Genomic DNA, 23954 nt, shown 5'->3' with positions numbered 1-23954 from the left:
GGCGTTTTTTTATTTATGGGCGTGAACGGTTAGCGAGGCGCGCGGGTGTCCGCTGCAATCAGCAGGGCCGCCCAGCGCGCTCCGCGAGCCACGCCGGGGCGCTCTGAAGCGCCACGGGGCGCAGGAAGCGATCCATTGCGGCGTAGCCTACAGAAGTAGTGAACGGCTCGGTCGATGCGGGCCACGGTCCGCCATGCTGTTGACTGCCCGTCACGGCAACGCCCGTCGGCACGCCGCCGAACAGAATGCGTCCGGCGATCTGCGCGGCACGGCGCGTGATACGGCGCACGTCTGCGGAATCGCTTTCCGCGCCCCACAACGTGACGGTCAAACTTCCGCCGACGGCTTTCAGCACGTCCACGATTTCATCGACGGAAGCCACGCGCACGAGCAGGCAGGCCGGACCGAAAATCTCTTCGCGCAATGCATGTTCCGCGATGAAGTTTTGCGCACAGGTACGCGCGAGCACCGGACGCGGCGGCGCGTTGACGTCGTTGTTCGATTCTGCGGCGAGGACGGTCTGCACGCCGGGTGTACCCGTGAGACGCGCGACGCCTGCGTCGAAGTTGCGCTTCATGCCGGGCGTTAACATCGCGTGGGTCTTCTTGCCTTGGAGTGCTTCGCGCAGCGTATTTTCGAACCGGTCGGCGTCCGCGCCGTCGAACAGCACGACCAGACCCGGGCTGGTGCAGATCTGTCCCGAGCCGAATTCGATCGATGACGCCAGCGCCTGCGCCAGTTCCTCGGCTTGCGCGGTTAGCGCTGCGGGCAGTGCGACGACCGGGTTGATCGAACCTAGTTCGCCGTAGAACGGAACCGGCCGCGAACGCGAATTCGCTTCTGCCCACAACGCCGTGCCGCCCTTGAACGAACCGGTAAACGCAACGGCCGCGATATCCGGGTTGCGCACAAGTTCGACGCCGACGTCGATGCCCGCACCTTCCACCATGCCGAGCAAACCCGCAGGCAGTCCCTGTTGCGCAATCACGGAGCACGCCAGTTCGAAAACCCGGCGCGACAGCTTCGGATGACCTGGGTGAGCCTTGACCACCACCGGACAGCCCGCCGCAAGCGCGGAGGCTGTGTCGCCACCCAGCACTGAGAACGCCAACGGGAAGTTGCTCGCCGAGAACATCGCGACCGGTCCGAGCGGCACTCGAACGCGTGTCAGATGTGGGCGTCCGATGGGCGGCGCGCCGGCAATCGCTTCATTGTCGGTCAGCGCGAAGGCGTGGCCTGCTTCGATGTGGATAGCGAAGCCGCCGAGCTGGAAGGTGGTGCGATCAAGTTCGCCGTTCAGGCGAGCAGTGCCTAGCGAGCTCTCTTCATCGGCGAGACGGACCAGTTCTTCACGATTCGCGACCAACACGTCGCTGAGCCCGCGCAACAATGCGGCTCTCGTTTGCGCGGATGACTGAGCCCAATCATCGGATACGTTGGCGGCCGCCGTGACGGCTGCCAGGATTTGCGCGGCGGTGTATTCCTGAATCTGCATGACTACTCCAAAAAGGATGAAAGACGAATGGTCTGAACGACGTGACGTTTTGAGGTGGCGAGTACCACCGGTGCTGTTTCATTGACGTCTAGCGGCTGCCACTCGCCGCGACAGGCTGAAGTGACGGCGATGCGTGGTCAGGTCTACGAGGTTGAGTTGTTTGGCGCGTGCCGAGCGACTCAACCAAAGCAATGGAGCAACCAGCCGCGCTACGAAACCGTGAGCTTCGCTCGTTGAGCCAACGAAGGAAAACAGCTTCATCCAGAGCGCGACAATCAGCACCGTACTCGCACCGCCGACCAATACGGAAGGCACTGCGCCCAGCCAACCGGCCGTGACACCAGACTCGAACTCGCCGAGTTGATTCGAGGCGCCGATGAAGATCGAATTGACCGCGCTAACCCGCCCGCGCATCTCGTCGGGCGTCTCGAGTTGAACCAGCGATTGGCGCACCACGACGCTGACCATGTCGAATGCCCCGCTTAGCATCAGCGCCGCAAGGGACAACAGAATCGAATGCGATAGCGCGAAAACCAGCGTCGTGAGACCGTACAAAGCCACCGAACCGAACATCATTTTTCCGACCCTCCGTTGGATGGGATAGCGCGCCAGATACAACGACACCAACAACGCGCCCACTGCGGGCGCCGATCTCAGCAGGCCAAGTCCCCATGAGCCGGTATGCAGAACGTCGCGGGCAAAGACAGGGAGCAGCGCTGTTGCGCCGCCGAATAAAACCGCGAACAGATCGAGCGAGATCGCGCCGAGTACTTCCTTGCGCGTCCAGATAAAACGGATACCTGCGAACAGACTCTGGAGAGTGACCTGCTCGCGAGCCGAGCGGACCTGTTGGTGACGGATCAAATAGATCATCGCAGCCGAAAACAGGCACATCGCCGCGCATGCGCAATAGACGACAGAAGCGCCAGCCACATAGATGAAGCCACCAATCGCAGGTCCCACGATGGTGGCGCATTGCGACCCGGCCGAATTGATGGCCAGCGCTCTTGGTAATGCAGGCAGCGGAACCAGCGTAGGTAGAAGCGCTTGTTGAGTGGGCATCTGGAATGCTTTTGCCACCCCCAACCCGACCGAAGCCAGGAGGATCACCTCGCGTCCCAGCCAGCCTCCTGCAGTGCCTGCAATCAGAAGCAGGGCAACGCCGAATTGTGCAAGCAGACAGCCCATCAAAGCGCGGCGGCGATCATATCGATCGGCAACCTGGCCTGTGACCAGACAAAGCGCCAGTGCGGGGATGAACTGCGCCAGACCCACCATGCCGAGGTCATAAGCGCTGTGCGTAATGTCGTACATCTGCCAGGCGACGATCACCATAAGCATCTGATTGGACATGGTCATCGCAACGCGGCTCAGAAGAAAATATCGGAACGACGAAATCTCGAGGACCGGGTTCTTCATGGGCAAAAATAAACGGAGAGGGAAATGCACAACACACTACGCACGGCATTCAGGACGGCGTCAGAGCGAAGCGGACGAGCGATTTCAGAAGCAATCAACAGGTAATAACAAATAATCTTCTTAAACGACTATTGGCGGCCCCTTGCGGGGCCGCCAATAGTCGGATTCACAATGGACGCTGATCAGAAATGGATTTCAGCCATGAGGCTCGGTCGTATTTCGACTCTTGCGCTGCACTTCTGGCAACTAGCTAATCAATCCCACACTGGACAAGTCTGTCTCAGCGTGGGAAGCATAGTATTGGATGGTCGGGTGTCTGCCTTTACACAAAAGTCAGATTCACTGGTATTTTTTGCAGTCACGAGTTTGCGGTTATCCGCGATTGCAGACGGAATCGGGCGAACAGCTAAAAGATGATCGAGGCGAAGAGAGGTTTGACCGGCAATCCGGACGGCGTGAAGACACCGTCTGGCATCGCGGCCTACTTCGATTTTTGTGACTGGTCGCGAGCGTTTGCCCGGAACTGGCTGGGTGCTTCGCCGACTTCCTTGCGGAAGAAGCGCGTAAAGTACGCGGCGTCCGAGAAACCGAGCCCAAAGGCGATCTGTTCCACAGACATCTCGCCGAAAATCAGATTCCGTTTAGCCTCGGTGATGATGCGCGCGTGGATCATCTTGGTGGGGCTTTGCCCTGTTGCCGACGCGCAGGCCGCACGCAGTTGCACCAGAGATACCGCCATCGTCGACGCGTACTCCTGCAGCGGCAGATTCTGGCGGTAATGCTGATCGATCAATTCACGAAACCGGTCAGCCAGTCTGATTTCGTTGCGGTTCGCGCCACCATTGTCGATCTGGTCGAGTTGGGTTCCGCGAACCAGCATCAGGAACAGCGACGTAAGCAGCGCTTCCGTGCCGACCACATGGCCGACCGTCTTGGACTCGAGTTCCCGCGCCAGTCTGGTGATCAGGCCGAAGAACTCCGTTGCCGTGCCGGCAGTGGAGGGCAGCGGGATCATGCGCGGGGCCGACCACAACTGGATGAACTCGTGGAGCCTGGCGTTGACTTGCGTCAGATAGGACACTTCGATCGTCACCACCCAGCGGTCGATGTCGATCTCGTAGTCGAGCCCGTGAACGCATTCGGTGGGGAGCAGCAAAACGCATGGTCCCTCGAACGGCACGCTGGACCCTTCGAGGTTCATCGCGCCGCGACCGCTGCGAACAAAGATGACCTGGCCGTATTCCGGATGCGCGTGAGGTTCGGTTCTCCAGCGGCCGCGCTCGGTAGCGTGGCCGATATTGACAAACCATTTCTCTTCTTCTTCGGGGCGCTCCACATACAAGCGGATTTTCGGCACCGTTTTCAGCGTCACATTGTTGTCTGGTTGGCGTTGATGTTTTGTCATCGCACTGTGTGTCATAAAGTCTCCGTGGCGAAGATCAACGGGAACATTCCGCGAAGGCCGGTCATCGTTGTCCGGTCCTGAACAGAAAAATTTTTCGGTACCGTCCCCGTTAAACACATAGCTCAGCGGTCGGGCGGCGAGTCGTTCCCGCGGCGATGGCCCAGATCAGTGACCCGTGACCGTCGCCATCCTGGCTCTCGTCCGGCTTTGATCTGATAAGGGCCGCGCTTGTTTCCGGGAAACGGGGAAGTCGAAGCCGATAGCATGACATATCTTGCAGGCGCACCTGCCGGTTGGTGGGCAGACTTCGGCACCTTTTGCGGAATCCGCACAGCGCGTTGGCCGCGAGGTCTCGCGATCAGGCCCCGTCTGACGAGCTTTTTCGGGCTGCATCGGCGATTGGACCAGGACGTGAGTCCATGAATCTGCGTGCAGGGTCGGGGCTTCGGCAATCCTCGCTCGACCGCAAAAAATGCCAGTGAATCTACTTTTTGTGTAAGGACTAGCGATCTGGCATCAAATATTCTTACAAGCACAAGACGAAGCGTCTGGCGGTTGGTGGTTTCATCTAGTCCTCGCCCGCGCCGGAGGCGCGCCGTTTCGGGGCGAAAGCAGTAACGGACGGAAACGTCGCGCGTCAACTGAGGCGACGATAGAAGCACACAGCAGTCGGTCACATTCAAATAAAGAAGCACTGGAGACATTCATGCGAAAAGGGACACCTCGTCGCCTTTTCGGCGCAATGATGGTCGGCGCCGTGGCATCGGCGCGGCCAAGCAACCTCGCGCCGGACGACGCGAGCCGGACGGTCGGGCGGCCAGAGTCGCACGCGTGCGTCGCGGGGGCTGTTGTCCACGCAGATGCTTGTGTTACGCGCGCGCCGCGCCGCCATGCATCGATTGATCTCTGTGTCCCACATCTGCTTACATTTTTTTACGCGCTGACGAGCAGCATCGCCGAATACCTCGGTCCTGTCATCGAACGCCCGCACCCGCACGACGCAAGCGTCGCCACCTGTTCAGCCTGTTACGCCGCGCTTTGCTCTTGGGAGAAAGACGCGTTTCTACCGATTAGTCAGATCAAGGTTCGGTCCGTTCTGTTTCGCGGACAGATTATGCCCGGCACGGACAGGCGAGGCGCGCGCGGCATGACAAACGCCTTGCGACGCGCCGAGATTATGTTCACTCTCAATGGCGCCATGGTTTACAAAACTTAGATTACCAACGAAATAATAATTATAAATTTGGTAAAGCAGGATGCCGAATGAAGAATTTAAAAAATACACGTTGATCCGGAGACTGGATGAAAAAGTTGATCACTCTTGTGTCGGGCGTTGCATCTGTATGTGCTTTTAACGCTGCCCATGCGCAGTCGTCGGTCACACTCTACGGTGTCGTTGACAACGGGGTGGAGTATCAGAACGCAGGCAGCGGCGGGGCGGTCCGTGCGACATCGGGCGGACTCTTCGCAAGCCGATATGGCCTGAAGGGCAGTGAAGATATTGGCGGCGGACTTCACGTCAATTTCCAGTTGGAGCAGGGCTTCTCCGGCGCGACCGGTGCCGCTGCCAGTTCAACTGCAGCCTTTAACCGGCAGGCGTGGGTAGGATTGTCGGGTGCGTTCGGTGAGACGCGTATCGGCTTGCAAAATACGCCACAGTACATCTTCCTGAACCCCGAACTCGACCCGCTGGCGGTGATGAGTCTGGGTTCGCCAATGAACAACTTCAACACCCTGACTGTTCGCGTCAATAACGCGATCTCGTACTTCACGCCGACATTCTATGGCTTGACTGCCCAGTTCATGGTGGCGATGCGTGACACGACGACCAGGCCGACTAACGGGTTGCAGTTCTATAACGCGGCGGTCCGCTATGTCAACGGTCCTTTCCACCTCGCCGCCGGCTATGAGCAGGCGCAAAATGCGGCCGGAACATCTACGCTGAAAGTGCTCAATATCGGTTCTTCGGTGACCGTTGGCAACGCCCAGTTCTTTCTGGCGTATCACACGGAACGTCAGACCGACAACAGCGTGAAGCGTGACGTGTACGCAGCATCGACTTCCTACTCGTTCACTCCCGCCGACGATCTTTCAGTGATGTACGGTTATGCGCATGACCGGACGGGGCAAGGGAATAACGCGCAGCAAATCGGTCTGACTTACGAGCACCTGCTTTCGAAGAGGACCACGCTCTATGCGTCCGCTGGTTTTATCCAGAACCGGAATGACGCGCAATTCAGTCTTAACGGCACCAACTACCAGGGTCTCAAGGGTGCGCCGGGCGCAGACACCCGCGGCGTGACCGTGGGGATCGTGCATAAGTTCTGATCCCGGGTGCACGCCGATGTTGTGAGAACGGGACCGGCGTGCGGGTAAATGGCAAGCCCCGTTCCGCAAAATGTGTGGAAAAATATGGGCTGTTTCCGCGGTACTCAGGGAGTGTCAGGATGGCACTCCCCGTGGATGCGGGTTCAGGTTATGGTAAGGAAGCTTACTGAATAGCATGAGTAGGAGTTCTTTCTTCCTTTCGAGAAGAGTTGTCGGACTCTCCATAACGAACCATTAAGGTAAATACTGGCTTGACTCGCGAATGCACGGAGCGTGATTCGGAGTCCATTGTGTAAAGCAATGGATCGATGATGAGCCTGGTATTTTGTGGTTGCTTGCCACGATCCGGAGAGGAAAATGCTCTCTGCTCGAAAAAAGGCCAGGGCCGTCGTATTCGTTAAAGATGTTCGCCCGTCCTGAGCCTGTTTCAATGGCGGCGAAACAACATAGAGGCGATTTCATCAAGGCCTTCGAGGCTGATAACTTCTGTGCCGAGCAGCGAACCTCCTACTGTCGAAATGGTGGTAGAGGGAGGTGAAGTGTAAGCCGATTCAGGATGAAGAATTGTGGTCACGTATCGAACCGTTGTTACCGCATTCGAGGCTCTTGTGCATCAGGAGTCCGGGGCGCAAGCTGATGCCATACCAGGCAGAGCTTGTGAGCGCTCTGTACGTGCGGACAACGCGCTCAGACCTGCGCGATCCGTCCACGGAAATCGACGTCGGTCCGGACGGAATCGACGAACGTTTGAAGCGTTGAAGGGTGGTTGGTGGCTGGGACTCGTTGCACAAGGTCTGGCAAGACGGGTTTTAACCAGTCAGCCTGCCCGGCTTCGCGCAGAGTGTCTTGAACTTGCCGGCGAGTCGCGCGGTGCATGCAGCCCTGGAACCCGGCCAAACTTCACGGGCCATACACGAACAGGTTTCAGGTGCCCTCTCACTCCTAACCCTAATGACATCTCCGTCGCCATAATTGGCGCGGAACTTCGCGATGTCACGCACCCGCTGCTTCTGTTAGACACGACCTCCGCGATGCTGGAACTACAAGGTCGGGCATCTGAAAGCCGGTCAATGTTCCGCGCCGATCTCAGCGACAACCGCACGCCAGATCGACGACCGTTACGCGAACGCACGCTTCATCCAGTGATTACCCAGCGCTGCGCCGGATATGGCGGCTGCCGCGGAGCGCATCGTTGGGTGGTCCACCGTACGTCTGATTCCGCAAAGTCCGTTGTATTCGTATCCGCTGCGAACGCCGCGGCGACGTCCACGAAATATTGCTCTAACCCGGTTGGGTCATTTCCGGTCAACGGCATCAGTCGCCTGACTAGAAAATCATGGTCTGCGCGGATTAGAGAGAGAACGCTTCCGTGTAAGACTGGAATTTCAATGACGGCCGCCGCCGAAATCGGTTCAGCCGGAAAGGAGACTTTATGACCCACAGTGCACTGGCAAAGTATCAACCCAAATCGGTTCTGAAAGCGAAGCGGACGACGGTTCCCAAGGTCCGGTTGTACGTTGAGCGCCTTGAAACAAAGAACTGGTTTGTGCATGTCGGGCATGTTACCGACCGTGGCCGCTGGCGCACCGAACCTCATGCGCATCCCGCTTACGGGCAGGTGATTTTCGTTCGTAGTGGACGGGGCGTCATGGACCTGGAAGGTAGCAGCGTGCCATTCGAAGGCCCGTGCGCGTTACTGCTGCCAACCGAGTGCGTTCATGGTCTTGACTACGAAGTCGATGTCGACCGTTGGGTCGTGACCATCGAAGTCGCCTATCTGACGCAGATCAACGCCAAACTTCGCGAATTCATTTCGCTCTGGTCGTTAGCCCGTATGATTCCGCTTTCCTATTCTGCGGAGGCAGGAATGGAGTTTTATAATCTGATCAACCGCCTCAAGCAGGAAGTCGAGTCAGAAGCGGTTGGCCATGTTGTGGGCACAGAAGCCCTGCTCACCAGTCTTCTGCTGATGCTCGTCCGGGAAACGCGTCTGGAGCAGGCCAGCAGCGAAGGCGCAGTTCGCAACGATATTCGCCAGGTAGCCCGTTTCCGCAAGCTGATCGACGAACATTACCGCGAGAATCTGCCGCTGCAAGACTATGCGTCGATGATGGCGGTCTCTCTGGTGCAACTGCGTGCGGCATGCGCGTCGGCGTCGGAACAAAGTCCGACGAAGATGATTCACGCCCGCATCATCGCGGAGGCGAAACGTAATCTTATTTTCGGCGATATGTCGGTCGAGCAAATTGCGTTTTGGCTTGGCTTTGCCGACGCTGCGTACTTTACGCGTTTCTTTCGAAGGGAAGTGGGCCAGGCGCCGAGCCAGTTCCGCGTCGCTGCGCGACAACAGCCGCATCGCAAGGTGCTGTCGTAGTGAATGGGTATGACTCAGTGGCTTATGTTTTTAGTTATGCCTGGACTTCGAGTCCGCTCAGTATGGCTGATTGATTCGGCGCCGGAACGCGTAATCTCGAGTCTTTTCCGTTCTGCGTGACGTCGCTCCTGAATACCGGATTCAAGCTAGAGATGTGCTTGATCGCTTCGAAAAAATGCCAGTGAATCCGACTTTTGTACAGGGACGCATGCAGTCGAATCGAATACGCTTAACCGGACGTTTCCGCCTGACTGTGCGAAAACTACTGATCATATTGATGGAGAAAACTCAGTGGCGAACCGGGAATGGAATCACGGACGATTGTCCGCTTGCGGTCTGTTAGTTCTCAGGGGCAGGTGGTAATCATTTCTCTCACATCCTCAGTGTCTCTACATTAATCGAATATGACCCGGTTGTTCCAGAGAAAACCCCTGGCGCTGTTTGGCGCGTTGGCGTCACTTTCCGTACTGGCCTTGTCGGCCTGCACGACCGACGCAACGACTGGCGCCGCATCGGCGGGATCTGCGCATGCGGAATTCGTCTACGTTGGTACGCTGCAAAGCCAGATCGATGCGTTGCGCCTCGATACGTCCACCGGCGACTTGACCACGATAGGTCCGGTTGCCCAAGGTTTGAAATCCACGTGGGTCACGGCGCACCCCGAGTTGCCTATCCTGTATGGTGTCGATGACGACGCCGCGAAGGAAGGCAGCATCACCGCCTATGCCGTGAATCGCGGAACGGGCACAATCAGCAAGATCAACGCGACTCTCACGGGTGGCCACGGAACCACGTTTTTGCACTTCGACGTTCCATCGAATACGTTGCTCGGTGCGAATTACAACAGCGGGTCCGTGTCGAGTGTCGCAGTCAATGCTGACGGCAGCATGGGGCTCCTGGTGTCGACGATTGCCGAGGCCGGCTCCGGGCCAGGCAAGCGTCAGGCGAGCGCGCACGCACACAGCGTTGCAATCGATCCGTCCGGCCAGTATGCACTCGTCCCTGACCTGGGTGCGGATCGCGTGTTCATTTATCACTTCGATCGGGCGACGCATGCGATGTCAAAGATCGATGGCGCTTCTCATGAGTTCGTCGCGCCTGCGGGCACCGGTCCTCGTCATCTTCAGTTCGGTTCGAGCGGTAAGTTCGTCTATCTGCTGACCGAACTAAGTGCTCAGGTGATGGTCCTGCGTTGGGACGCCGCGCAAGGGCATTTGACGCTGGAGCAAACGCTGCCCATTTCCAGCCAGAGTTTCCAGGGTGCGAAAAGCGGGGCCGAGATTGAACTCAGTCATGACGGCCGTTTCATCTATGTCGAAGATCGCGGAGAAAATTCGCTAGTGGTCTATCGCGTCAGCCCCGATACGGGAGATCTCTCTTTTGTTCAACGTATCGCGTCGGGCGGCGACAAACCGTGGGGCTTTGGAATCGATCCGTCAGGCAGGTGGTTGCTGGTCGCCAATCAACGTAACGGCAAGGTGAGTGTGTTCAGCATCGACACGACGTCGGGGTTGCTATCGGACACCGGTAAATCGGCTGCTATTTCGTCACCTACCAGCGTTGCGTTTGTGAATTGAGTCGTTGTCCCAGGACTGCGCTACTGCAATTTGAGAGTCGGTCGTCTCTGTCGTGGCAATACGACAGGAAAGTGGTTGATCAGAGTTGGCCGAATTCAATTTGCAATCGCTGGGCATACGCGCGCGTGGGTTGTGCGCCACGCATCGGATTGGCCAGATGCGCTGTCAACGGACTGACGATATCGTTGTCTTGCGTATTTGCGCTCGCCAGACCGGGTGTTGCTGGTGTCGTTCAACGTTCAGCGTTCAATACTCGGTTTTCATCGCGCATCAGCCTATGAGCGGCGCAGCTGAGTCGCTGCCGCAGGCCTGACCATGCTTCGACATTGAATAGCGGTTGTCAGGAATCTTTCGCTAAAAAACATTGATGGAGACCCGACACGGTCCTGATCAAGCCGCCGACCTGGTGGCGCGGCGTGTCGATATGGCCGGCGTCTGGCACGCTGAGCTTACTTGTGAGGGTGATACATGAAACTGGTTCATCAACTCCCGCTGGCGTTGGGCACCGCGTTGCTGGTTGCATCCACGGCGGGACTGTTCGGCGTTTTCCAGATGAACGACGCCGCGAACGCGTACGAGCGGATCATCGCAGTGGATGGCGCGCAGGCGCGTCAGGTCTCCGATGCATTGATGGCGTTCAAGAACCAGGTGCAGAACGGCAAGGACGTCGCGCTGCGCGGCAAGAACCCCGAGCAACTCGACAAGTACTGGGGCGCCTTCGAGAAATACGAGCAGACGGTCCAGGCCGCCACTGAGAAGCTCGCGGTCGAGTTGCCGCCCGGCGAAGCTCGCACGATGATCGAGCGATTCAATGTGCTCCACAATGAAATGGCGCAGTCGTACCGCAAGGCGCTAGATCAGTTCAAGGCCTCGGGGTTCGATAGCGCCGCCGGGGACAAGGCAATGGATGGCCTCGACCGCGAGCCCGTCATCCTGCTGCGCGAGGCCGGCAGCAAGATCGTGCAGCGGGCCGCGGCGGCCGGCGCCGAGGCTAAGGCGCAGCAGACACGCGCGATCGCGGCGAGCTTCGCCGCCTTGATGCTGACCGTGCTGGCGGGCATCGTCGGCGGGGTGATGTTTTCGCGCTCGATCACGCGCAAGCTCGGCGGAGAACCGGACGACGCGCGCGAGGCGGCGCGCCTGATCGCGGGCGGCAAGCTCGATATCGATCTGCACGTGTACCCCGGCGACACCGATAGCCTGATGGCGGCAATGAAGGAAATGACTGTCTCGCTCGCGAGGATCGTGGGGCAGGTGCGCAACAGCAGCGATTCGATCGCGACCGGCTCGGCGCAGATTGCGTCCGGCAACCTGGACCTCAGCCAGCGCACGGAAGAACAGGCAAGCGCGCTGCAGGAAACGGCGGCGTCGATGGAAGAACTCAACGCCACCGTCAGGCGGAACGCGGAAAACGCCCGCGAAGCCAGCGATCTGGCCTCCGGTGCATCGTCGATCGCCCTACAGGGTGGCAACGTGGTGGGCCAGGTGGTCGAGACCATGAAGGGCATCAACGAGAGCTCGCGCAAGATTGCTGACATTATCGGTATCATTGACGGCATCGCGGCCCAGACCAATATCCTCGCGCTCAACGCGGCCGTCGAGGCGGCCCGCGCGGGTGAGCAAGGCCGCGGGTTCGCGGTAGTCGCGACGGAGGTCCGCAGCCTCGCACAGCGCAGCGCGCAGGCCGCCAGAGAGATCCAGACGCTGATTGCCGCCAGCGTCGAGCGGGTCGATTACGGCACGGCGCTTGTCGACGAAGCGGGCACGACGATGACACAGATCGTCGGCGCCGTGCAGCGCGTGACGGTCATCGTGGGCGAAATCAGCAGGGCCAGCGCGGAGCAGAGCACGGGCGTCGAACAGGTGGGTGAAGCGGTCGGCCAGATGGATCAGACGACGCAGCAGAACGCCGCGCTGGTCGAGCAAAGCGCGGCGGCGGCCGAAAGCCTCAGGCAGCAAGCGACGCGTTTGGTCGACTCCGTCGCCCAGTTCCAGCTGTGACGAAAACCGCCGTCAATTGGACGCGGACGTCGTCGTCGAATCAGGGCACCGGGTTCGGCAATGCGAGCGTGAATGAAACGGGCGAATCTGCGGGTGTCTGCCGCATAGCTATAGTCGCGCTCGAACGTGGCTGCGGAGGGGTTACCTGTGAATAGATTGCTGCTTATGCGTGCGCGCGACGCGGTCATGCAGCGGTTTTGTTCGTAGGGGTTTGCGGCGCGAGCCCTTCGCACTGTTGTTGCACCGACTCGTAATCATGACCTTCGGTGCCCACTTCCGTCGCGGCAGCACTGCCGTGCTAGTCGCGCCCAGCATCAAGAACACAAAAATCGCCATCATGGGCAGCGTGTAGTTGCCGCCCATGTGAAGCAGCCAACCCGAGAGCCGCGACAAGCTCGGTTTTGGACAGGAAATCGTTCCTGAGCATCAGCAACCACGGCATCAGCCAGATCAGCCCGGCCAGGCCAGTGGGTAATGAACATCATCTTCCAGGAAGCCGAGGCGATCAGCCAGGCCGCAATCGGTGCGCCAAGCGCGGGACCTATCTTGCCGCCGACTGAATAAATCCCGAGTGCCGCGCCTTTCTGGGATTCTTCGAAATTGTTGGCCAGGTAGCGATACGTGGCAGGAGCCACCACCGCTTCAGTGGCGCCAATCGGCAGGCGCACGAGGATCAGGGTGGACAGCGTACCGAGCAGGCCGGTTGCCGCAGCTCCGAGACACCAAAGCACAAAGCAGGTCGAGTAAGGCCATTTCACGCCGTAGCGATCGACGAGCCAGCCCATCGGCAGCTGGAGCATTCCGTAGGACCAGAAGGCGGCCGCGCCAAGCTACTTTTATCCGACCCGATGAGCCTATTTGCACCGCGACCACCATAAGCATCTGGGTGGACACGGCCGTCGCGACGCGACCCAAAAAGAGGTATCGGAGCGATGAATTGAATGAAGTCACAAACTGCATACCGCAATCAGGCGCGTGAAAGTAACCATCGGCAACCGCGGATCGCGGTTGCCGATGGTCAATCTTCCCAGGACCAACGGTCAGAAGTGGACTTCGACCACGAACATCGGGCAAGAGGTCTGGGTCGTCCCCGGTTGCTCGGAGGATGGCGTGCCGTACATGTTGTGCCAGTATTCGTAGCCGATACCTGCATACGCGGTGCGCGGATGGCCGGCGAACGATCCGACATCCGCCAGCAGCGACACACGGGTCAGGAATTCCGTGGTGGTGTTGACGCCGAAGCCGTCCTTGCCCTTCGGTCCGGTCAAGCTGGCAAAACCTTTGAAGACTAGCGGAACCGGGCCCAGACGGAACGGATACAGCCAGGAACTCTCGAGGTGCACGGCCGGATTGAAGCGCACGTCCACGTTGGTGATGCCGTTGTGGTTGCTTTCCGTGCGAACGCCGAGCGTGACATTCCAGAAACCCTGCGGTATGGAGAACTCGATGGTGGGTCCGAGAACGAGCATACGGGCCCGTTCGCCGAAGGAATCGTTCTTGGCGCCGAATTCGTATCCGGTGGTTAGGCCAAAGTCCCGGATGAAGCCATAGGAAAACGATCTGCCGAAAACCTTGCTCGCGCTCAACGAGACGCGGCCGACGCTGTAGACTTCCTGCGCGCCGCCTGACCCGGGCGTGGGGTAACCATATTGATTGGTCGGACCCGCTTCGGGATTCGCCATGCTGGAGACCAGGTAGTCGACATTGAACGCATAGCTGCCGTACCGGAAGCCGCCCGCGGTCGTCAGAAAGCCGATGTTCTGCGTGATCTTGGCCGGCGCACCAGACTCGGTTCGTACGCCGGGATAGCGGAAATTGGTGCCCACACGATAGCCGATATACGTGTCATTCCACGAGGACGGTGGGGCGAATAGCCCCGGCGGCGGTGAAAGCGGCGCGGTGACTGTGCTGGCCTGGGCCAGCTTCGCGGGTGCCGCGGTTAAATCAGATGTGGCGACGGGAGTTGTGCTGTCCGTCTGAGCAAGTTGCAGTGCTTGTGCATCTCCTCCTGAGGCGAGCGGCATCTCTGCTGCATGCGCCAGACCCGTGAGGCAGCCGAAGAGAGCGATACCCAGCAGTGGCACGCGGACGGCGTTGGATTTCTTCATGTCCCCTTCCATATTTTGTTGATATACAAGACGCGGTCGTTTCACGACTATCTATTTTTCGTACCGTCGATAACAGGTTGCGGACGTCAACACGTTGAAGCCTGTCGCGGTGGAATGGAATGTATGCGATGCCCGCGCGAATGCCTTTACACAAAATTGAGATTCGCTGGCACTTTTTAATGAGTGAGATCTTCGGGTAAGTCTCATTAGCCTTTTTTCTGGTCGAATATCCGAAGTTGTTCAGCGGACACAGCAGAAAAGGATGTGCTGGCTGCTTCAGTCGGAAAAGGGTTCCATGACACCTGGCGCGATGACAAAGGATCATCACCGTAAGCAAAGCGGAGCCGTGAAGCAGACAACCGTGCCGAAGGTCGAACGCCCGGATGACAAGAACTGGTTCGTGCACGTCGGGCATGTGACCGAGCGAGGCCGCTGGCATACTGAACCGCATGCGCATCCAGCCTATGGGAAAGTGATCTCATGCTGTGCGGGCGGGGCATCATGAATCTAGAAGAAAGCGGTGTGCCCTTCGAGGGGCCCTGCACATTGCTGCTGCCGACCAAATGCGTGCGTGGTCTCGACTATGAGACCGATGTCGACCGCTGGGTCGTCACGACTGACGAGGTTTATCTCCGGCACATCAATGCCGAGCTGCGCGAGTTCAGCACGCTGTGGTCTGTGCCTCGCCCGATACCGCTTGCCGGTTCCACTCAGACCGCGATCGAGCTAAGGTTGAGCCGCGGAGTTCGTGACGTTGACCGTCAGATTCGGTCGAAACGGTCATCCAGGCAGTTGTGTCAGGCGGCGAGAGCTTGGCCAATCCTGTCATTCGAGACTACCTGCAATTGACCGTTCCCGAATGGCCACTCCTGGAAACACCGAGAATGCCGAAACGACGCTTCTGGACAAAGCTAACGGGATTTATGCCACGGCCTTCAGAACTTGTGTACCAGGCCGACTCCAATGCCGCGGTTGTTGGTGCCGGGAGTGACCGCAAGGCCTGAATACGCGGTGCCGGAAAGCGTGTATGCCGCCAGATTCTTGTTCTGGATAAAGCCGGCCGCCGTATAGAGCTCGGTCGATTTGGACAGGGAGTACTCGAAAAGCAGGCCCAATTGCTGCGCATTGTTGCCCTTCCCCGTGCGATCGTGCAGGTAACCGTACATCAGCGAAAGGAGCGAGAATGGGTCGATCTGATACGAGTCCGAGATCTGGTAAACGTCGTGCTGCTGGTATTTCGGTGTATTGGTCAGATTCTCCGTGTGATAGGCCAGCCAGATGCGGTTGGCCCCGATCGCATACGAAGCACCCGCGTTGAACACGCTCAGTACAGCGCCTGGGCCCGCGGAAGCACCGCCCGCCAGCGAATAGCTCCCACCCGCTCCGACGCTGGGTTCGTCTCCTCGTTCGTAGCCGGCCGCCACATTTAACGGCCCGTTAACGTACTGGACGACAACGTTGTACAACCCAATGCCGTTGCCCGTCGCGGTCGTTCTATCGCGCAATGCCACCATGAACTTGGCATTCAGGCCGCCAAACGTGGGGGTGTAATACGAAATGCCATTGTTGGCGCGGATGATCAACGCGTTGAAATTATTCATCGGCGACGCAATGCTCTTCACCCAGGAAGGATCCATTGCCGCTTGCAGCACGTCGTATTGCGGCGTGTTTTGCAAGCCTAAGCGCACTTCTCCAAAACCACCGGACATGCCGACAAACGCTAGACGATTGAAGGCCTTGGTCGGGTCTGTCGCTGCACCCGTCTGACCGGAGAAGGCCTGCTCCAACTGAAAATTGACGTGCAGGCCACCGCCGATATCCTCGCTGCCCTTAAGGCCGTACCGTGTCGAGAAGAGTCCGCCCGGTACCGCTTTGATCGCCGAATTGTTGCTGCCCGCATTCTGATAGACGAAGCCATTGTCGAGCACGCCGTAGAGTGTGACCGTCGACTGTGCGAACACAGGAGTGGCGGACGCGCAGGACAAGACTGCGCCGGATGCGATAGTGATAAACCTTCTCATGCGAAATCTCCGTTTTTATTGACACCGGAATGCTGGTGCTTTTATAAATAATTATTATGTTTGTACAACTAATCTAAATGTCATGAAGTGGAACGGTCGAGCGTGCCGATACGCCCGGATATGCCACGGTCTTACGGATGGCGGGTCGGTTAGGGGCGGCCCGTCGAGTTGTTGTCTGTCGGATCGGAGGCCGGTAACAGCGGGGCAAGCTGACGGCCTGAAGTAGTTTCGCTGCTCAATCTGATTTCCTTTGATTGAATGTATTTTTCGCGTGCTCGATGTCGATTCCCGCGAAACGCGTACCGAACGTCACCCGGCGAAGATTAATTGCGCGGATGGCGATGCGTCCATGTATAAAACTTCGATTGGATGGTATTTTTTTACTGGTAACCGGACCGGGTAAACCAGTATCAATCCGGTGAGCCGAGCGAAGGCTGGGGACGTCACCGGATGGTCTATGCGTGGCAAAAACGAACTGGCGAAGCACTGCAGCGCCGAGGTTGTGCGACACTTGGCGCGGATTTCCGTACTTGTTTTTGCAGGGCCGATGAGTGTCCGACTACAAACGCAGCCTCGATCTCATGGTGCAAATGGGGGCCTTGGCAGCCGTGGTTGGCGCCGCCGGCGCATATCGGACCGGGGTCAGCGTGTCGTCGTCGCCTCACAGATCTTGGGCACGGCCTATACGCGATTCTCGCGGGCCTCAAAGGACATCTTCGCGTGGGTTCGCGGCCTCGTCTAAGCCATCGAGCGAGACTCTGGTTACTTAGCCGTAAGGCTACTTGACCACAGGCTTCGGTTACGAAATCAAAATCGGTGAGCCCGGAACTATGATTCGCCATTCTTGACTTCGTTGAACAGGATCTTGTTGGTAGCCGCAACGAAGCGCACGGCCACCTCGATGGGCTCCACGGCGCCCACGCGGCGAAAGCGTGTGGTGTCGAGCAGGCTGAGCAGCTTCGCCTGAAGCACGAGGTCCATCTCGCGGATTTCGTCGAGAAAGACGGTACCCGCGTTCGCCGCCTCGATCAGGCCGCTCTTCTTCTCCGCGGCGCCGCAGGTATGGCGGCGCAATTCAGATCGATGAAAGTCTGCTGGGCGCGATGCGGCTGCTGGTGGAGCATGCGCGCCACCAGCCCTTGACCGGTGCCGGTCTCCCCCGTAAATGAGCACGCTCTGGACCTGGCTTTGCGCGATACGGGTAATGAGCCGCCGTGCTTCGATAATGGTGGGGTGCTCTCCGAATAACTCGCCTTGCCGGGCGGTCATAGTCTGGGCTTCGGTTGGCTATTGAGTTGCTTACCTGGCATGGGTGGACCGTGTCCACTTCTCGCATCAAATTCGGCGTGTATCTTTACCGGGAGGTTAACGCGCCGTCGATTTTATTCAATGGACCTGGTCATGTCGCGGTGAGACGATGCAAGCATCGAAAGCCGCAGACGAATCGATGCAAGCCGCGCGCGAGTCTACGTCTTCCGGAACCAGCATAACGATGTGGCGTTCACAGCCGCACACAAGGAGACGACATGCCTCGCGAGTTAGCTCGCTGTCTGTGGCGGTTCATTGCTGCGTTGTGCCTGTTTTCAAGCCTCTCCGGTCATGCTGCGCAGGATTATCCAAGCCGCACCGTCACGATCGTGGTGCCTTATGGTCCAGGCGGCGCGGGCGACCTCACCGCACGCGTCTTCGCGCAGAAGATGACGCAGCAGACCAAGGCGTCCGTCATCATTCTCAACCGGCCGGGCGCGGGCTTCGTGAATTCGGCGACCATGGTCGCGCACGCAAAACCGGACGGCTACACGATTTTTCTGCTCGGTGGGGGTACCGCCGTAGCGACGCAGCTATTCAAGCGCCTCCCGTACACGATGAGTGATTTCAAGCACGTGTCGTCTATTTCCTCGTTCGATCTCGTGCTGCTCGCAAATGGCCAGTCGCATTTCAGGACCGTTGCTGATTTGATCGCCTATGCGAAGGCGCATCCCGGCAGGGTCAATATCGGCACCATCGCAACGGGCAGCACGCAGAACCTCGCGGCGGATCTGTTCAAGTCGATGGCGGGCATCGATGCGCAAATCGTTCCCTACGACTCGACGAGCCAAGTCGTCACCGCACTACGTGGGGGCGAAATTCAGGCCGCGTTCGAGATCATGCCCTCCGTGATTGGACAGATCGCGTCGAAGTCGCTGATCGCGTTGGCCGCGACCGGTGAGAAGCGCTTCGCGGGTCTTCCCGATGTGCCGACGCTCGGCGAGAGCGGACTCAAAGGCTACGAAGCGACGTCGTGGAACGGTCTGAGCGTACCCGCCGGAACGCCGGATGCCATCGTTGACGCGCTTGCGAAGCACATCGCCGATGCTGTTTCCGCTCCCGACGTACAGAAGAAACTCCTCGACCTCGGCGCGGAGGCGCATTCGAGCACGCCCGCCGAAATGACGCAACGCGTGCAGAAGGATCAGGACAAGTGGAAGGTCGTCATCGACAGGGCAGGCATTCCGCGTCAATGAAGTTCTGAGGCGAATTCATCGATTCGTCCGCCATGGACACCGATCGCCGCGATCGTCGGCGATCCCCGCCGCCCCGGTATCGAACCGAACCGAATCGACCCGGGAGCGCGGCGTTGATCGAGCACTCATAGCAGGAAGGTGGACTGCACGGAACACCGTGCGGTGGGCAGAACTACTGGCTGATCCGCTTGCGAAGTGACGGGATGCGGGAAGCCACGGAGAAAGATTTCACAGCAGAACCGACCGCTCGGCGAAGCGGTGAAGGGCGCACATGCCCGCATAAAAGAAGCCTTGAGACAGGGCGCTATCTGGAGACAGTCATGCAACGAAGCAAAAGAGAAACAGATCGGACCGGCGAGTCAGGGGCGGAGGTCGCCATGCTGCACGACTGACAGGCGACCCCGGCCGGCCGGGTTGTACGGCATACGCCGTAAGCGGCCAGCACGGGAAGTGTCAATCCGCTACTTATCGAAGACATCCAATGATAAAAAAATTATCGGTATTACTGGCCGCCTGCCAGATCGCAGGCGCGGCTCATGCGCAATCCTCAGTCACGCTGGCGGGCGTAGTCGACGGAGGCATCCGCTATACCCGCACCGGACAGGGCAGTCAGTACTCGATGAACTCGAACGGGTTCTTCACGTCGAACCGGCTCGACTTCGTTGGAGAGGAAGATCTGGGCGGGGGCTACAACGCTCACTTCAAGCTGGAAACCGGCTTCAATCTCGGCAACGGCGCTCTCGACAACTCAAACGGAGTGTTGTTCAACCGGGGTGCCTACGTGGGTGTGGGCGGCTGGTTCGGTTCGCTCGATTTCGGCCGCCAATACACCATCGCTCATGACGTGGTCTACGATTACGACCCGTTCAACTTCCAATATCCCGGCATCATTCCTCTCACGCCCGCGACCGCCGGCACACGCTTCAATAACGACGCGAAATACACCGGCTCGTATGGACCCTTCCGGGTGCGTGCGGAGAATTCGTTCGGCGGTGTGGCGGGAGATTTCAACGCCGGTTCTGCGCGCGGAGCGGGGTTGCAATACAAGATGGGACCGGTGAATGTAGGCGGAGCGTATATCTATCGCACGGTGCTCTCGGGCACGACGTATCAGCCGGCCGACTATTACACGGTGGGCGCGGCGCTGACGTTCGGTGCGTTGCGTTTCGCTGGCGGCTATATGAACGATAACGTCAACGCGGCCGAGCCGAATAAGGACGTGCGCACGCTCAACTACTGGGGGGGCGTGACTTACGAACTGAACCCGTATACGCGTATCGGCGCGGCGTACTACATCACCGACTTGCCGAATACCAGCGGCAAGCGCAGCCAGGGACTTGCAAGCATTGCGTATTCGCTGTCGAAGCAGACCGTGCTCTATGCGGAGTGCGATTACACGAGATTCTCCGGTTCATACATCACCAACAAGGCCTTGAATGCGACCCAGCAGCCGCATCAACTCGCACTCACGGTCGGTATCAATCACGGTTTCTGACGGTGCGGAGTGCATCTGAAGAAGGAGTACTGGCAGATGAAGTATGTGAACTTCGGCCGGACCGGCCTGCAGGTTTCGAAGCTGTGCCTTGGGTGCATGACCTTCGGCGATCCGCAATCAGGCACGCACGAATGGACGCTCGATGAAGAACACGCGCGGCCCATTTTTCAAGCCGCGCTCGAAGCGGGGATCAACTTCTTCGACACCGCCAACAGCTATTCGGCGGGCACGAGCGAAGCGATCGTCGGCAAGATGCTGAAGGCTTTCGCGAGGCGTGATGAGGTCGTGATCGCGACGAAGGTCTACTGGCCGATGCGCGGCGATCCGAACGGGCGCGGGCTGTCGCGCAAGGCCATCATGACCGAGGTCGATGCAAGCCTCCAACGTCTCGGTACCGACTATATCGATCTCTATCAGATGCATCGATGGGACAACGCGACGCCCATCGAGGAAACGCTCGAGGCGATGCATGACATCGTGAAGGCGGGAAAGGTGCGCTATGTCGGTGCGTCGTCGATGTTCGCGTGGCAGTTCAGCAAGGCGCTTTATCTGGCGAAGATGAATGCATGGACGCCCTTCGTCTCGATGCAGAACCATCTTAACCTCCTTTACCGCGAGGAAGAGCGCGAGATGCTTGGGCTGTGCTGGGATCAGGGCGTAGCGGTGATGCCGTGGAGTCCGCTCGCGCGCGGCAAGCTCGCGCGTCCGTGGCTAGACGAGCCCGCCACCATCCGTGACCAGACCGATCTGTTTTCGAAAAAAATCTATTCGGCGACAAAGAAGCAGGACCGTAGCGTGGTCGAAGCGCTTGGTGCAGTGGCCGAGGCGCGCGGCCTGCCGTATGCGCAGATCGCGCTCGCGTGGCTGATACACAAGCCGGGAGTAACGACGCCGATTGTCGGCGCGTCGAAGCTTCGGCATCTGCAGGATGCCGTCGCGGCGCTCGATGTTGCGCTGACAGCCGACGAGATCGCCGCGCTCGAGGAGCCTTACGTGCCTCATGCGGTGGCGGGTTTCGGTTGAAGCGGCGTACGAAGCCGTTCATCAAGGAAACATGCCATGAACACTCGCACCGAAGGAAACGGCGCTGGCGCGCGCCGGTGGGAATATTACGGTGGTGCGCTGATGATGCTGATCGGCACGGGCGCTATCGCGCAAGGCGCGAGCTACGGGCTCGGCTCGCTCACCGCGATGGGTTCGGGTTTTTTCCCTGTCGCGCTGGGCGTGGTCCTGACGCTGCTCGGCGTCTGGATCGCAGCGACGGCGCATCACGCGGCGGATGGCGCCACTGAAATCGCGCCGCAGGAAGAACCCGTCCCGCGGGAATGGCGCGGCTGGCTCTGCATTCTCGCGAGCGTCGCCGCGTTTGTCGTGCTCGGCAAATACGGCGGACTGCTGCCCGCAACCTTCGCTGTCGTGTTCATCTCGGCGCTCGGCGATCGCGACAACACGTTATTGAGTGCTCTGGTGCTGGCCGTGGCGATGTCGATCGTCTGCGTCGTGGTGTTCTGGTGGGCATTGCAAGTACAGTTTCCTCTGTTCACTTGGGGGTGATGGATGATCTGGGAGTCGCTTTCCGCGCTGTGGCAGGGCTTCGGCGTGGCGCTGGAGCCGCATAACTTCATCTGGTCGTTCGCCGGCGTGCTGACAGGTAATCTGATCGGCGTGTTGCCCGGCATGGGGCCGTTGTCTGCGATCTCCATCCTGCTGCCGTTGACATATTCCATGCACGCGGTGCCGGCCATCCTGATGCTTGCAGGCATCTTCTATGGCTCGCAATATGGCGGGGCGATCGGCGCGATTTTGCTCAATCTGCCGTGCCATCCGCCGCATGCGGTGACGTGCATCGACGGTTATCCACTCACGCGGCAGGGCAAGGGCGGAACAGCGCTCGGCATCACGATGGTGGCGTCGTTCGCTGCGGCGTCATTCGGCATCGCAGTGATGGTGTTCGCGTCGCCCTTGCTCGTGAGTGTCGCGTTCAAGTTCGGTCCGACCGAGCTCTTCTCGATCATGCTGCTCGGCCTGCTCGCGGGCGGCACCATGTCGAGCGGATCGCGTGTGAAAGGTGTATCGATGACCGTGGTCGGCCTGCTGCTCGGCATGGTCGGTGCGGATTCGACATCGGGCACGGTGCGCTTCACCTTCGGTTTTACGGAACTCGCGGACGGCGTGCAGCTCGTCGCGCTCGCGCTCGGCCTGTTCGGCGTCGCAGAGTTTCTGCGCAGCGTGAATCGCATGCATGTGGTGGGCAGCGGCGCGAGACTGCGTTTGCGCGACATGCGCCCGAGCGGTGCGGAACTGAAGCAGGCGTTCTGGCCCATTGTGCGCGGTACGGCGGTGGGCACGCTGTTCGGCGCGATGCCGGGGACCGGGCCGACTATCACGACCTTCATCGCGTATGCACTGGAAAAGCGCATCGCGAAGCACCCGGAGCGTTTCGGGCACGGCGCGCTCGAAGGTGTGGCAAGCCCTGAAGCATCTTCGCACGCGAAGACGCAGATCGACTTCATTCCGACGATGAGCCTCGGCATTCCCGGCGATCCGGTGATGGCGCTTCTGCTCGGCGCGCTTCTGATTCAGGGCATCCAGCCGGGGCCGCAGTTGCTGGGGGATCACCCGGATATTTTCTGGGGCTTGATCGCGAGCTTCTGGATCGGCAACGTTTTGCTGGTGCTGCTGAACGTACCGCTCATTCAGGTTTGGGTGCGCGTACTGCAAGTTCCCTATCGTTTCCTTTATCCGGCTGCGTTATTCTTTATCGCGGTGGGCGTGTACAGCACGAACAACAGCTTGTTCGAGGTGGGCGAGGTGCTCGTGTTCGGCTTGATGGGCGCGGTATTCATCGCACTGCGCTTTCCGATTGCACCGATCATGCTCGGGTACGTGCTCGGGCCGATGGTCGAGCAAAACTTTCGGCGTGCGCTGTTGTTATCGCATGGGAGCCTGCGCATTTTCGTCGAGCGGCCGATCAGCGCGACGTTCTTGTTCGTATGCTTGCTGCTGATCGCAGCGCAGGCGTATTTCGCGGTGCGTGGCGGTATCAGGCTTCGCAGGTCGCGCCGGCACGCCGGCTTGCTCCCTCATCCACCCACGATGGAAGAAGCTCACGCGGCCGAACGCGCGCAGTATCCCGATCACGCGGCGACAGGTTCGGGAGGCCGCCCGCAGAACGAATAGCGCTGGTCCGCTGCATCGTCCGATGCGCGGCGTGCGCACCGGAGACA

At 59.3% G+C, this 23954-nt stretch carries 18 protein-coding genes; 11 read left to right on the top strand and 7 right to left on the bottom strand.

The window, feature by feature from the left end; all coding sequences use genetic code 11:
- Positions 1-58: 58 nt before the first annotated feature.
- The 3 genes from ACZ9H4_RS33065 to ACZ9H4_RS33055 all read right to left on the bottom strand — a co-directional run bounded on the left by ACZ9H4_RS33065 (position 59) and on the right by ACZ9H4_RS33055 (position 4334).
- Complete coding sequence (locus tag ACZ9H4_RS33065; RefSeq protein ID WP_408324660.1) at positions 59-1495, bottom strand: aldehyde dehydrogenase (NADP(+)); 1437 nt, start codon at positions 1493-1495, stop codon at positions 59-61.
- Between the two features lie 78 nt (positions 1496-1573).
- Complete coding sequence (locus tag ACZ9H4_RS33060) at positions 1574-2914, bottom strand: MFS transporter (protein ID WP_408324658.1); 1341 nt, start codon at positions 2912-2914, stop codon at positions 1574-1576.
- Between the two features lie 481 nt (positions 2915-3395).
- A complete protein-coding gene (locus tag ACZ9H4_RS33055) occupies positions 3396-4334 on the bottom strand; it encodes a helix-turn-helix domain-containing protein (protein WP_408144568.1) in 939 nt (312 codons plus the stop codon).
- Between the two features lie 691 nt (positions 4335-5025).
- On the opposite strand from ACZ9H4_RS33055, the gene ACZ9H4_RS33050 reads away from it, so the two are divergent.
- The 5 genes from ACZ9H4_RS33050 to ACZ9H4_RS33030 all read left to right on the top strand — a co-directional run bounded on the left by ACZ9H4_RS33050 (position 5026) and on the right by ACZ9H4_RS33030 (position 12599).
- Positions 5026-5535, top strand: a complete 510-nt coding sequence (locus ACZ9H4_RS33050; protein WP_476122491.1) for a hypothetical protein — start codon at positions 5026-5028, stop codon at positions 5533-5535.
- An 86-nt stretch (positions 5536-5621) separates the two neighbouring features.
- Positions 5622-6647 (top strand): porin, encoded by a 1026-nt coding sequence (locus ACZ9H4_RS33045; protein WP_408144564.1) that lies wholly within the window; start codon positions 5622-5624, stop codon positions 6645-6647.
- Positions 6648-8079: 1432 nt separating this feature from the next.
- Positions 8080-9021 carry a helix-turn-helix domain-containing protein gene (locus ACZ9H4_RS33040; protein WP_408144562.1) on the top strand — a complete coding sequence of 314 codons (942 nt, stop codon included), beginning with the start codon at positions 8080-8082 and terminating at the stop codon, positions 9019-9021.
- A 449-nt stretch (positions 9022-9470) separates the two neighbouring features.
- The gene (locus ACZ9H4_RS33035) at positions 9471-10598 is read left to right on the top strand and encodes a lactonase family protein (protein WP_476122490.1); all 1128 of its coding nucleotides are present in this window, start codon (positions 9471-9473) and stop codon (positions 10596-10598) included.
- A 648-nt stretch (positions 10599-11246) separates the two neighbouring features.
- Positions 11247-12599: a methyl-accepting chemotaxis protein gene (locus ACZ9H4_RS33030; protein ID WP_476122489.1), complete on the top strand. Its 1353-nt coding sequence runs from the start codon at positions 11247-11249 to the stop codon at positions 12597-12599.
- 335 nt (positions 12600-12934) lie between these two features.
- On the opposite strand, the gene ACZ9H4_RS33025 is transcribed toward ACZ9H4_RS33030, so the two are convergent.
- Positions 12935-13399, bottom strand: coding sequence for an MFS transporter (locus ACZ9H4_RS33025; protein WP_476122488.1), 465 nt, complete (start codon positions 13397-13399; stop codon positions 12935-12937).
- Positions 13400-13639: 240 nt separating this feature from the next.
- Positions 13640-14707, bottom strand: coding sequence for a hypothetical protein (locus tag ACZ9H4_RS33020; protein WP_408324653.1), 1068 nt, complete (start codon positions 14705-14707; stop codon positions 13640-13642).
- A gap of 501 nt (positions 14708-15208) precedes the next feature.
- On the opposite strand from ACZ9H4_RS33020, the gene ACZ9H4_RS33015 reads away from it, so the two are divergent.
- Positions 15209-15556 carry a cupin domain-containing protein gene (locus ACZ9H4_RS33015; protein ID WP_408144552.1) on the top strand — a complete coding sequence of 116 codons (348 nt, stop codon included), beginning with the start codon at positions 15209-15211 and terminating at the stop codon, positions 15554-15556.
- Between the two features lie 86 nt (positions 15557-15642).
- Here the strand turns inward: ACZ9H4_RS33015 and ACZ9H4_RS33010 are convergent, their stop codons facing one another.
- Positions 15643-16728 carry a porin gene (locus ACZ9H4_RS33010; RefSeq protein ID WP_408144550.1) on the bottom strand — a complete coding sequence of 362 codons (1086 nt, stop codon included), beginning with the start codon at positions 16726-16728 and terminating at the stop codon, positions 15643-15645.
- An 828-nt stretch (positions 16729-17556) separates the two neighbouring features.
- Positions 17557-17997, bottom strand: coding sequence for a sigma 54-interacting transcriptional regulator (locus tag ACZ9H4_RS33005; protein ID WP_459252109.1), 441 nt, complete (start codon positions 17995-17997; stop codon positions 17557-17559).
- A 257-nt stretch (positions 17998-18254) separates the two neighbouring features.
- Between ACZ9H4_RS33005 and ACZ9H4_RS33000 the strand changes: the two genes are divergently transcribed.
- The 5 genes from ACZ9H4_RS33000 to ACZ9H4_RS32980 all read left to right on the top strand — a co-directional run bounded on the left by ACZ9H4_RS33000 (position 18255) and on the right by ACZ9H4_RS32980 (position 23907).
- A complete protein-coding gene (locus tag ACZ9H4_RS33000) occupies positions 18255-19232 on the top strand; it encodes a Bug family tripartite tricarboxylate transporter substrate binding protein (RefSeq protein ID WP_408144548.1) in 978 nt (325 codons plus the stop codon).
- 481 nt (positions 19233-19713) lie between these two features.
- Positions 19714-20727 carry a porin gene (locus ACZ9H4_RS32995; protein WP_408144546.1) on the top strand — a complete coding sequence of 338 codons (1014 nt, stop codon included), beginning with the start codon at positions 19714-19716 and terminating at the stop codon, positions 20725-20727.
- A gap of 36 nt (positions 20728-20763) precedes the next feature.
- A complete protein-coding gene (locus ACZ9H4_RS32990; protein WP_408324651.1) occupies positions 20764-21750 on the top strand; it encodes an aldo/keto reductase in 987 nt (328 codons plus the stop codon).
- Between the two features lie 36 nt (positions 21751-21786).
- Positions 21787-22281: a tripartite tricarboxylate transporter TctB family protein gene (locus tag ACZ9H4_RS32985; protein WP_408144542.1), complete on the top strand. Its 495-nt coding sequence runs from the start codon at positions 21787-21789 to the stop codon at positions 22279-22281.
- 3 nt (positions 22282-22284) lie between these two features.
- Entirely contained in the window at positions 22285-23907 is a 1623-nt protein-coding gene (locus ACZ9H4_RS32980; RefSeq protein WP_408144540.1) for a tripartite tricarboxylate transporter permease, read from the top strand.
- Positions 23908-23954: the final 47 nt, after the last annotated feature.

The sequence above is a fragment of the Paraburkholderia sp. TE9906 genome (genome assembly GCF_056279605.1).
The sequence above is the reverse complement of the archived record's forward strand: the minus strand, read 5'-3'. Positions and strand labels throughout refer to the sequence as shown.